Consider the following 11,432-nt stretch of genomic DNA (forward strand, 5'->3'; position numbering starts at 1 on the left):
AATAGTCGTTAGGGTTGCCAATCCCCCAGTATTTTTTCGCGCGTATATTCTTTGGCTTCTGAATTACTGAGTTGACGGCGTTTGCTATTAATTACTGCACCGGGGCCGCTGCTATTAAATTCAAAAAAGCGGGAGTCCTCGGGTAGAAAATGTATTTTGCTGCCGTCTTTGGCGGTGCCACTCATTGAATACCAGCCATCAGTGGTGATGTGCGCATCCATCCAGCTATTAATAAATACGGCTTTTCCAATCGCATTGGGATCGGCGTAGCGGCCGTCGGCAAACTGGGTGGTGGGGTGCCAGGGGCGCCCCAGGGGCACGGAATTATCCGCGACTGAATCAGCGCGAGTGAGTTTGCAGTTGATAAATGTCAGCCCGTAAAAATTATTAATACTGGTAGATGGCGCGGTGACATAACCGTGCGGGGTGCTGGCGCTAGCACGGGGCAGGGTTTTAATTTCAGAGTCGGTAAACACTGCGTTGCCCCTGCCAAAAATGTAATCCACATTGCCGGCAATCAGGCTTTTATCAAACCAGCTGCGGCCGCTGTTGACATACAGGGTGTCCTGATAGCCAAGCAGATTTACCTCGCGTGCAATAAATTGGTCACTGCCTATATCTAGGAATAAGGCAACTGCCTGCGTATTACCCACACGTTCGGTCGCGCCAGGCTCCAGTGCATCGTTGCGCAAAAAATCGAACGAATTTTCCACCGTTATTTGCTGCAGTAATACACCGGTGGTGCGCACAGTGAGTGTGGCTGAGCCGGAGGTGCCCCAGATTTGACCCTTGGTGGCACCCGCAAAGGTGGCTTGTTGGCCAGCGTAGGCATCGTAATACAAGCGGGTGTTATTTTTGCTGGCGCCAATTAAGTGGATATTGGGTTTGGCGATAATAATTTTTTCGTAATACTCACCGGCGTGAATAAAAATACGATAAGGCTTGGTTGCATTATTAGGTGCGGCTTCAAGGGCGGCCTGAATGCTGGTAAAACTATTTTTTGCCTCTGAAGCTGAGGCGCTGACAATTGCATCGTAGCGCAAGTTCGACTGGCTGGCGCAACCCGCAGCAGCAAACATTATAAAAACAATAACGCCAAAAAAATGCAATAAACGGAAATTCATGGGCGTGGCTCGTTAAAAAATAATAGTATAAAAATAAGGGACAATTGATTGCCCCTTATTTTGTGGCGGGATAGTTTATTGAAATGCGTCTTGCACCGAGGCCAACACACCTTTGGCGTAAAAACGTTCCAGCCATTGCGTAGTAGTCGTTACAAAACGTGCTTCGTTAATTAAATCGCGACCAAATACTTTTTCGATACTGATAACGGCGTGCACCATGCCGGCAGGGTTGCCTTGGTTGGCATCGCAAGCAACGCGCAATTCTTTGGCCAGTGGGTCAGACACTTCAATCGCGTTGCCTTTTTCATCCACACCCGATACATAGCGAATCCAGGCGGCGACACCCAAACACAAAATATCGATGTGGCCATTGCCCTGCAATTGTTCGCGCAGGGTTTCCAATAAACGCTGCGGCAATTTTTGTGAGCCATCCATCGCAATTTGCCAGGTGCGATGTTTAAGTGCTTTGTTAGAGAAACGCTCGCGCAGTTGTTGTTTGTAAGCTTCAATGTCAAAACCCGCCGGAGCAGTGACGGTTTCACCCGCTTCGCGCGCCATGTAAGTTTTTACCAAATTGACAAACGCCGGTTGTTCCATCACTTCGCTGATGTAATCAAAGCCGGAGAGATAACCGGTGTAGGCCATGGTGGAGTGAGCACCGTTTAATAAACGCAGTTTGATTTTTTCAAACACGCGCACATCTTCCACCAGCAAAACGCCTACTTTCTCCCACTCAGGGCGACCATCGGCAAATTTATCTTCCACTACCCATTGTGAAAAGGGTTCGCACACCACCATACCCTCGTCGCGCAGGCCGAGGCGCGCTTCTATCTCGCGGCGATCTTCATCGGTAGTAGCGGGTACAATGCGGTCAATCATAGTGCAGGGGAAGGTGGCGTTGGTTTTTATCCACTGGGCAAAAGCGGGAGCAATTTTTTCTGCAAATTGACACACGACTTTTTCCAATACTTCGCCATTGTTGGGCAGGTTGTCGCAGCTTAATAACGTGAATGCTTTTTGGTTGTTGTCAAAACGCTGTTTGAGTGCGGAGACTAAAAAGCCGATCGCGGAGACGGGTTTATCCAGGTGCGCCAAATCGTGAATAATATCCGGGTGATTCAGGTTTAAATTGCCGGTGGCTGGGTCGTGGCAGTAACCTTTTTCAGTAATGGTGAGCGATACAATTTTAATATTGTCCGCGGCCATTTGCGCCACTAGTGCGGCGGGGTTTTCCGGGCCCACCAAGGTGTCCAGCACTGCGCCAATCAATTGTAATTTTTCACCTTCGCCGGAACGTTCTACCAGCGTATACAAACAATCCTGCGGCACCAGTTGATCGCGCACACTGGCGGAACGCAAGCTGCTGCCAATGATCCCCCAATCACCACCAAATTTATTTAACACCGCTTCAGTATAAAATGCCTGATGGGCGCGATGAAAAGCACCTATTCCCAAATGCACTATGCCGGCGTTGAGTTGGGTGCGGTCGTAGCTTGGTAGCACAACATCTTTAGGGAGTTCAGCGATTGCATGTTTGTTTAAACGATTCATTATAAAAATCCAACAGAGTTAAATACCAAAAATACATTCAAATAAATGACTAACAAGAATAAAAATAGGAATAATATTCGTTGTGGCTGCGTGTTATTTTTTACACGCAAGCGAAAAATTTAAATCAATTAACCATAGCCCTTACACCACTTCAGTTGGCTAAAGTATATCGGCTCACGCGCGACAAAATTCTATTTTTAGCAAGCCAAGAGTGTTATATTTTGTTTTTATTTTGCGCCCACAAAAAAACTCTGTTTGCAGCAAAATACAATTCGTTTTTAAGCCTTACCTATTTAGTCATCTACTATCAACCGGAACTATTCAAATGGCACACATAGCAGCGATTGGCGAAGTCATGGTGGAGCTGGCTCCATTTCCGACAGCTGACAGCAACGGCCGCGAAATCATGGCCTTATCGTTTGCGGGCGATACCTATAACACCTCGGTGTACATGGCGCGCCTGGGGTTAAAAACTGATTACGTCACGCAGTTAGGTGAAGACCCCTACAGCACACAAATTATGCAGCGCATGGCCAACGAAAATATTGGCACCGGCATGATTAAACAACTGCCCGGTCGTTCACCTGGTTTGTACATTATTCGCAATACCCCCGATGGCGAGCGCGAATTCTTTTACTGGCGCAAAGAGGCTCCGGCACGTGAATTATTTGCTTCGCAAGAAGCGGCAGATCAACTTTGCCAAAAACTGGTGCACTGCAACTGTGTTTACCTGAGTGGTATTACACTGGCGATTATCGGCGAAAAATCCCGTGAATTTTTGTACAACAGTCTGCATAAGCTGCGTCAGCAGGATGTGATTGTTGCGTTCGACAGTAACTATCGCCCGCGTTTGTGGCGCGATAAAAGCGAAGCACAGCAAGCCATGTTAGCGATCATGGAATACACCGATATCGCACTGTTGACGCTGGATGACGAACAACTGCTGTGGGGGGATGATTCGGTTGAAGGCTGCAAACAGCGCTACGCTGCTTACGCACTCAGCGAGTTGGTATTAAAGCGCGGCGCCGATGATGCAATTATCATTACGCCAAATGAAGAGCTGCGTGTTCCTGTTCCACCGGTGCAGGGCGTGATTGATACCACGGGTGCAGGGGATACCTTTAATGCCGGTTATTTAGCGGGCCGGTTGATGGGCAAATCGCTGACTGATTCCGCCAAGCAGGGTATTCGCTGCGCGGGCATTATTATTCGCCATCGCGGTGCAATTATTGATAAGGCTATTTTTGATAAAGAACTTGGCGCATAGGCCTTGTTAGTATTGCGCGGGATTCTCCCGCGCAATACACATAAAATTTTTTTACTGCTGGCAGCGCAACATTTTATTGCCGCGCTTGCACAATTGAATTGCCAAGCCCCAAGGGTCGCGCATCATCACCAAGTGCGAGCCATCTTTAATGTGGACTTCTTCCGCAAAACTCGCGCCTACCGCTTCCAATGCCGCACGTTTTTCTACCGGGTTTTCGCACACAAATGCCAAATGCACTAGTAGTGGATTCATATTGGCGTAGTCGGGTACTTGATCGGGTGGGTTGTTGTAAATCTCCAACATGACATCGCCGCTTTCATCGCCTAAAAAATGGGTGTTAGCACCGCCATCCTGTTTGCGCACAATGGTTAAACCCATGTGCTGTACATACCACGCCGCCATAGCGATTGGGTCTTTTACGTTTAAGGCAAAATGTTCAATTTTCATAAGCGATTCGTTTAACAACCTGCTTGCCAAGGTGCGCACTGTAAACAGCCCACACTGAAAAAAAGGAGTAGAAAAAAGAGTGCCCAAGGGCACTCAACAAGGGACTACTCATGAGGTCATACAATATTCTTAACGATTGTCTCCACCATTTTTTTGGCATCGCCAAATAACATCATGGTGTTGTCGCGGTGGAACAATTCGTTTTCTACACCGGAGTAACCCGATGCCATGGAGCGTTTCACAAATAATACGGTGCGCGCTTTTTCCACTTCCAATATCGGCATACCAAAAATCGGGCTTTGTGGATTGGTTTTTGCGGCCGGGTTGGTGACATCGTTAGCGCCAATTACAAAAGCGACATCGGCGGTTTGGAATTCATTATTGATATCGTCCAACTCAAATACTTCGTCGTAAGGCACGTTAGCTTCAGCGAGCAATACGTTCATATGTCCCGGCATGCGGCCAGCCACAGGGTGAATGGCGTAGCTGATTTTTACCCCGGCTTTTTTCAACTCTTCACACATTTCACGCAGCGCATGTTGCGCCTGTGCTACCGCCATGCCGTAACCGGGCACAATAATGACCGAGCCAGCGTTTTTCATAATAAACGCCGCGTCTTCCGCGCTGCCACGTTTTACCGGGCGCTCTTCACCACCATCACCACCGGCAGCCGCAGTGGTGTCCGCCCCAAAACCGCCAAGAATCACGTTAAAAAACGAGCGATTCATGCCTTTGCACATGATATAGGAGAGGATGGCACCTGACGAGCCGACTAGTGCACCAGTTACAATCAGTGCATCGTTGTGCAGTGTAAAACCAATACCGGCAGCGGCCCAACCCGAATAAGAATTGAGCATCGAAACCACTACCGGCATATCAGCGCCGCCAATAGGAATTATCAGCAATACCCCAATCACAAACGCCAATGCGGTCATGCCCCAGAATACCCAAGGCGATTGATCGACACAGAAATAACCGATCAAAGCGAGTATCGCCGCGCCGAGAATGGCATTAATAAAATGTTGGCCGCGAAAGACAATCGGCTTGCCCGATACCAAACCTTGCAGCTTGGTAAATGCAATCACCGAACCGGAAAAAGTAATTGCACCAATTACCACTCCCAGCCCCATTTCAATTTTGCTGGCGATAAAAATCTCACCGGTTGCATTCACAATGCCAAAGGCTTCGGGGTTGCTAAATGCGGCACCCGCCACCAATACGGCGGCCATGCCCACCAGGCTGTGAAAGGCGGCGACCAATTGTGGCATGGCAGTCATGGCGATATTGCGCGCAATAAAAATCCCAATCACGGCGCCTATGGCGAGCGCAATTACAATCCAACCGTAGGAGGTTACTGCCGGGCTTAAAACCGTGGTGACTACGGCGATCAGCATGCCCAACATGCCAAAGAAATTGCCCTTGCGCGAGGTTTCCGGTGATGACAAACCGCGCAGCGCCATAATGAATAAAACGGCGGCAACCAAATAAGCGAGCGACGTTAAACTTTCATTCACATTGCCCATGATTATTTCTCCCCTACTTTATTTTTCTTTTTATACATGGCAAGCATGCGATGGGTAACAGTAAAACCACCAAAAATATTAATGGCGGCGAGCACCATGGCGCAAAAGCCAAGCACCTTGGATAGGCTCATGCCTTCCGGGCCGACAGCAATTAATGCGCCCACAATAATCACACTGGAAATAGCGTTAGTTACCGCCATCAGTGGTGTATGCAGCGCGGGCGTTACGCTCCACACCACGTAGTAACCCACAAAAATGGCCAAAACAAAAATAGAAAGTTGCGAAACAAAATTGGCTTCCATGATGATCTCCCGTTAAGCAGCGCTAGCTGGTTTGAAGTTGGGGTGAACAATTTTGTTATCGCGTGTGAGCACGGTCGCCGCGATAATTTCGTCCTGCCAATTCACATTGAACTGTTTGTCAGCATCGATCATGGGTGTTACAAAATTCAGAATATTTTTGGCGTACAGCGCGCTGGCATCGGCGGATAAACGGCTGGGAATATTAAATAAGCCGATAATGGTCACGCCGTTTACCTCAATCACTTCACCGGGTTTAGTGAGTGTGCAATTGCCGCCTTGCTCTGCTGCCAGGTCGACAATCACCGAGCCGGGGCGCATGGAGTGCACCATCTCATCGTTAATCAAGGTGGGGGCTTTGCGGCCGGGAATTAACGCGGTGCAAATGGCGATATCTTGTTTCTTTAAGGTTTCAGCAACGAGTTCGGCCTGGCGCCGTTTGTAGTCGTCGCTCATTTCTTTGGCGTAACCACCGGCGGTTTCAGCATTTTTCACTTCATCGCTGTCCACCATCACAAATTTTCCACCCAAGCTTTCCACCTGCTCTTTGGAGGCGGCGCGCACGTCGGTGGCCGACACGATCGCACCCAAGCGTTTGGCGGTGGCGATGGCTTGCAAGCCAGCCACACCGGCGCCGAGCACCATGACGCGCGCAGGAGCTATAGTTCCTGCGGCGGTCATCATCATTGGCATGGCGCGGTCGTAGACATTAATTGCTTCCAATACCGCGCGATAACCGGCGAGGTTGGATTGTGAACTCAGCACATCCATGGATTGCGCGCGGGTAATACGCGGCACAAATTCGAGTGTGAGTGCGGTGATGCCAGCATCGGCATATTGCTGAATGGCAGCAGGATCGGAATAGGGGGAGAGCATGGCGATTAATAACGCGCCGCGTTTGATTAGCGCGAGCTCATTGATTGCCCCCTCACCTGCTAGCTTTTCATCCCCAAGTAAAGGGCGCTGCACTTTTAATACTATGTCTGCACTGCCAAGCAATTCAGCGAGGTTATCGCTAATGGTTGCACCTGCCTCGATATAAGACTCATTGCTGATGCGACTATTAATGCCGGCATCTTTTTCAACACTGACGCTAAAACCCAGAGCGATAAATTTTTTAACGGTATCAGGTGTGGCGGCAACACGTCGCTCATGCGCACGTCGCTCTTTGGTGATGGCTATTTTCATGGTTGTCGTCTCGTTGGTGATGGCAAATGTTTGGCAGTGCCGCACCCGACGCCGAGGCGCCGTGCGAGCCTGTCTGTTATTAAAGCCTGAGAAGGCGCCGTCATTTGCTTTCTAATGGTCTAGCGGCCGGATGTTTCCGGTTATTGTTTTTTTGTTTTTGCTCCCCTTCTTTGAAAAGGGGAGAGGGGATTTAAACCACAGCGCCAATTTTCCACGGGATAAATTCGTTATCGCCGTAGCCGAGCAATTCACTTTTGGTTTTTTTGCCAGAGGCAACCGCTAAAATTTCTTCAAAAATTTCCTGACCGGATTGCTCCAGGGTGAGTTCGCCATCCACCACCTTGCCGCAGTTCAAATCCATGTCTTCATTCATGTGTTCATAGATTTTGCTGTTGGTTGCAAGTTTGATGCTGGGTGCGGGTTTGCAACCAAAAGCCGAACCGCGCCCGGTGGTGAAACACAAAATTTGTGCGCCCGAGGCAACCTGGCCGGTGGCCGACACCGGGTCGTAACCCGGGCTGTCCATAAACACAAAACCTTTGGTGGTAATGTCTTCGCCGTAGAGGAATACATCGGTCAAATTGGTGGAGCCACTTTTGGCTTGGGCGCCGAGGGATTTTTCAATAATGGTTGTCAGCCCACCCGCTTTGTTGCCGGGTGATGGATTGTTGTTTAATTCAAAATCGTTGCGTGCGGTGTAGTCTTTCCACCACTCAATGCGATCCAATAATTTTTGCGCGATGGCGGGCGATTGTGCGCGACGCGTCAATAAATGTTCGGCGCCAAAAATTTCCGGGGTCTCGGACAAAATCACTGTGCCGCCGTGGCGCACCAGAATATCGCCGGCAATGCCCAGCGCCGGGTTGGCTGTTACGCCGGAGAGTGCATCGGAGCCGCCGCACTGCAAGCCAATCACCAATTCGCTGGCCGGTACGGTTTCGCGCTGGCATTCATTCACCAGCGGCAACATGGCACGCAGGGTTTCTATGCCCTTTTCAATCGCCAGGCGAGTGCCGCCGACATCCTGAATGGTAAATGCGGTAAAGGTTTTGGAGTCGGCCAGGCCGCACTCTTCCATCACGCGCTGAATCTGCATGGTTTCGCAGCCCAGGCCCACCATCATCACCCCGCCAAAATTGGGGTGGCGCGCGTAGCCATTAAACGTGCGACGCAGGGTTTCGTAGCCCTCACCGTCCGAGCGCATACCGCAGCCGCTGTCGTGGGTCATGGCGACTACGCCATCGATATTGGGGAAATTATTGAGCTCACCGGAGAAGGTGAAATGTTGGGCGATGGCTTTGGCCACGGTCGCCGAGCAGTTGACGGTGGTGAGTATGCCCACGTAATTGCGGGTGCCGACTTTGCCGTTAATGCGTTTGTAACCCTCAAAGGTAGCGCGTTGATCGACAGGCACAAATTCGGTGGTTTTGGCTTCTTTGCTGAAGCCGTAATCTTTTTCCCAGTCGCCCATGGCGCAGTTGTGCACATGCACATGCTCGCCTGCCGCTATGTCCTGGCTGGCAAACCCAATGGTCTGGCCGTATTTAAGAATGGGTTCGCCCTTGCTGATAGCGCGGATGGCTACCTTATGCATGGCGGGGATGTCGCTGCGCAGGGTGACATCCTTTTCTACAAACAACACACCAGCGGGCAGCGCTACCTTGCAGATTCCGACGTTATCACTGTCATGCAACACAATAATGCTATTCACGCTGATTTCTCTCTTGATGATTGAGCGGTATAAGAAGTGTAGTTCGCTTGTAAAACTTCGGCGGCTTGCACCCGGCAAAACCATCCCTTTCCTATAAAAGGCTGATTCGTGCCCGATGAAAAATCTGGCCCGAAAAAAAAGGCGCCTTGCGGCGCCTCAAAATCGGCAATGGTATTCGGTCAATACCGGGATCTAATCTACCCCTCAAAAAACGCATCGGCAACAGCCCCAAAACCCTGAAAACCCCCTATGTAACCGTTCTCATTGTGGCTGCGGGGAGCTTTTAGCCTGTTACACAAAATGGGGCCAAATTATAAGTGATGAATATTTTGAATTATTTTCTAAATTAGGATAAGTGTTCTTTTATGAATTAAGATTATTTTTTAAATTATTTTTATCGATTGTTATGTGTATACGTTTACAAATCAATTGCGGATTAAATGTAAACGTATACATTGCGTAATGTGGGAAAAAAATACTCAAATTATGCTTTTTGGGGAATTTTTAAGGGGTGCGGGTTGCTTTTATTCAACCTGACATACAGAATGTTTTTCACTCGATATGAGGATGTGTATCTTCTTTGCCCTTGGCGGCTAACAACACCGAACAGAAGAGCGCGTTCCATCTCCAGCTTATAAATAGATGCCCTGCAGCGCAGGCTTATATAGATGCTGGTGACGACCTATAAAAAGCTACAGCAGTGGCAGACAACACGAGAGCAACCACCAGTGACTGACTATTGCCTTCAACAGCCTACTCGTCGCACCTTTCTTGGCTTGACCCTTGCGGGCCTCGCCGGGTCGGCAACATTAACCAGCCTATCGGCTTGCAGTCGCCAAACTGCGCCTGCCGCTTTCTCCATCGATGCCTGGCGCAAGGCCGAAGCCATTCGCGCGCAGGTTGTTGCCCCGGTATTTCCCGAGCGCAGCTTTGATGTGCGCGACTTTGGCGCCAAAGCCGATGGCAAACACAACAATACCCAGGCCTTTGCAGCCGCTATCAAAGCCTGCCATGACGCTGGCGGCGGCAAGGTTGTCGTTGCCGGGGGCGATTACCTGAGCGGCCCGATTCACCTGTTATCCAACATTAACCTGCATGTGGCTGAAGGCGCGCGCATTCTGTTTATCACTGACCCCAGCGCCTATTTACCTGCGGTATTTACCCGCTGGGAAGGCATGGAGTTAATGGGTTACTCGCCGCTCATTTATGCCTATGGCCAAACCAATATTGCGATTACCGGCAAGGGTGTGCTGGATGGCCAAGCTAACCGCACTACTTGGTGGCCCTGGAAAGGTGGCGCCTGGAAAGGCGGTACCGACTGGAGCATGCCCGGAGTTCCCACCCAGGATGCTGCACGCGATAAGTTGATGCAGGACATGGAAAACGGCGTGCCCGTTGCCGAGCGCATGTATGCCGATGGTGCTTATTTGCGCCCGCCTTTTATCCAACCCTACGCCTGTAAAAATGTATTGATTGAAGGTGTAACCATCACCAATGCGCCGTTCTGGTTACTCAACCCGGTGCTCTGTGAAAACGTCACAGTGGATGGAGTGAATTGCATTAGTCACGGCCCCAACTCAGACGGCTGCGACCCGGAATCCTGCAAAAATGTCGTGATCAAAAACTGCTTGTTTGATACCGGTGATGATTGCATCGCCATTAAATCCGGCCGCAATGCCGATGGCCGTCGCTTGAACACGCCCACCGAAAATATTGTGATCAGCCACTGCAAAATGCGTGAAGGTCACGGCGGTGTGGTGATTGGCAGTGAAATTTCTGGCGGTGTGCGCAATGTATTTGTCGAGCACTGTGAAATGAGCAGCCCGAATCTGGATCGCGGCATTCGCATCAAAACCAATTCCGTGCGCGGTGGCGTAATCGAAAACTTTTTTATCCGCGACATCACCATCGGTGAAGTCACTACCGCAATTGTTATCGACTTCGATTATGAAGAAGGTGATGCCGGTAAATTCACACCCACCGTGCGCAATATCGACATCCGCGATTTGCACTGCGAGAACGCCAAACATGTGTTCCAGGTGCGTGGTTACAAACGCTCGCCCATTCAAAATTTGCATCTCACTAACTGCCATTTCAAACAGGTGGGTGATATTGGCATTTTGGAGCAGCTGGAAAGCTTCTCTGCGGTGAACGTCACTATTAAAGGTGCAGAATTTAAGGTGTGATCAGTAATTGGTGGCGAATAGATATTTTTTAAATAACCCGAAACTGCACATAACAATTTAATTGGTCTTTTTAAGTATTAATAAATTTGAAAGACCAGCTATCTGCCAAGCTTGAATTGGCAGATAGCAAAACGGT

The 11,432-nt window shown here is 49.7% G+C and carries 9 protein-coding genes; 2 read left to right on the forward strand and 7 right to left on the reverse strand.

Features of this window, described 5'->3' with window-relative positions; genetic code table 11:
• Positions 1–8: 8 nt before the first annotated feature.
• On the reverse strand, positions 9–1,124 hold the full coding sequence (locus tag NNX04_RS15505; protein ID WP_261946382.1) for a pectinesterase family protein: 1,116 nt from the start codon (positions 1,122–1,124) through the stop codon (positions 9–11).
• A gap of 75 nt (positions 1,125–1,199) precedes the next feature.
• Positions 1,200–2,675, reverse strand: coding sequence for a mannitol dehydrogenase family protein (locus NNX04_RS15510; RefSeq protein WP_261946383.1), 1,476 nt, complete (start codon positions 2,673–2,675; stop codon positions 1,200–1,202).
• Between the two features lie 325 nt (positions 2,676–3,000).
• On the opposite strand from NNX04_RS15510, the gene NNX04_RS15515 reads away from it, so the two are divergent.
• Positions 3,001–3,942, forward strand: a complete 942-nt coding sequence (locus NNX04_RS15515) for a sugar kinase (RefSeq protein WP_151055536.1) — start codon at positions 3,001–3,003, stop codon at positions 3,940–3,942.
• A 51-nt stretch (positions 3,943–3,993) separates the two neighbouring features.
• Here the strand turns inward: NNX04_RS15515 and NNX04_RS15520 are convergent, their stop codons facing one another.
• From NNX04_RS15520 to NNX04_RS15540, 5 genes are all read right to left on the reverse strand, one after another.
• Positions 3,994–4,389, reverse strand: coding sequence for a VOC family protein (locus tag NNX04_RS15520; RefSeq protein ID WP_007638725.1), 396 nt, complete (start codon positions 4,387–4,389; stop codon positions 3,994–3,996).
• A gap of 116 nt (positions 4,390–4,505) precedes the next feature.
• Entirely contained in the window at positions 4,506–5,912 is a 1,407-nt protein-coding gene (locus NNX04_RS15525) for an NAD(P)(+) transhydrogenase (Re/Si-specific) subunit beta (RefSeq protein ID WP_151055540.1), read from the reverse strand.
• 2 nt (positions 5,913–5,914) lie between these two features.
• A complete protein-coding gene (locus NNX04_RS15530) occupies positions 5,915–6,214 on the reverse strand; it encodes a proton-translocating transhydrogenase family protein (RefSeq protein WP_007638723.1) in 300 nt (99 codons plus the stop codon).
• A 12-nt stretch (positions 6,215–6,226) separates the two neighbouring features.
• Complete coding sequence (locus NNX04_RS15535; protein ID WP_151055542.1) at positions 6,227–7,399, reverse strand: Re/Si-specific NAD(P)(+) transhydrogenase subunit alpha; 1,173 nt, start codon at positions 7,397–7,399, stop codon at positions 6,227–6,229.
• A gap of 190 nt (positions 7,400–7,589) precedes the next feature.
• Complete coding sequence (locus tag NNX04_RS15540) at positions 7,590–9,110, reverse strand: UxaA family hydrolase (RefSeq protein ID WP_007638720.1); 1,521 nt, start codon at positions 9,108–9,110, stop codon at positions 7,590–7,592.
• Between the two features lie 668 nt (positions 9,111–9,778).
• Between NNX04_RS15540 and NNX04_RS15545 the strand changes: the two genes are divergently transcribed.
• The gene (locus NNX04_RS15545; RefSeq protein WP_261946384.1) at positions 9,779–11,296 is read left to right on the forward strand and encodes a glycoside hydrolase family 28 protein; all 1,518 of its coding nucleotides are present in this window, start codon (positions 9,779–9,781) and stop codon (positions 11,294–11,296) included.
• Positions 11,297–11,432: the final 136 nt, after the last annotated feature.

Source organism: Cellvibrio sp. QJXJ, from assembly GCF_024452345.1.
GTDB lineage: Bacteria > Pseudomonadota > Gammaproteobacteria > Pseudomonadales > Cellvibrionaceae > Cellvibrio.

Bases quoted from the DNA above. Each gene is read 5' to 3' on its own strand.
- NNX04_RS15505 (WP_261946382.1), bottom strand. From the start codon at position 1,124: ATGAATTTCCGTTTATTGCATTTTTTTGGCGTTATTGTTTTTATAATG.
- NNX04_RS15510 (WP_261946383.1), bottom strand. From the start codon at position 2,675: ATGAATCGTTTAAACAAACATGCAATCGCTGAACTCCCTAAAGATGTT.
- NNX04_RS15515 (WP_151055536.1), top strand. From the start codon at position 3,001: ATGGCACACATAGCAGCGATTGGCGAAGTCATGGTGGAGCTGGCTCCA.
- NNX04_RS15520 (WP_007638725.1), bottom strand. From the start codon at position 4,389: ATGAAAATTGAACATTTTGCCTTAAACGTAAAAGACCCAATCGCTATG.
- NNX04_RS15525 (WP_151055540.1), bottom strand. From the start codon at position 5,912: ATGGGCAATGTGAATGAAAGTTTAACGTCGCTCGCTTATTTGGTTGCC.
- NNX04_RS15530 (WP_007638723.1), bottom strand. From the start codon at position 6,214: ATGGAAGCCAATTTTGTTTCGCAACTTTCTATTTTTGTTTTGGCCATT.
- NNX04_RS15535 (WP_151055542.1), bottom strand. From the start codon at position 7,399: ATGAAAATAGCCATCACCAAAGAGCGACGTGCGCATGAGCGACGTGTT.
- NNX04_RS15545 (WP_261946384.1), top strand. From the start codon at position 9,779: ATGCTGGTGACGACCTATAAAAAGCTACAGCAGTGGCAGACAACACGA.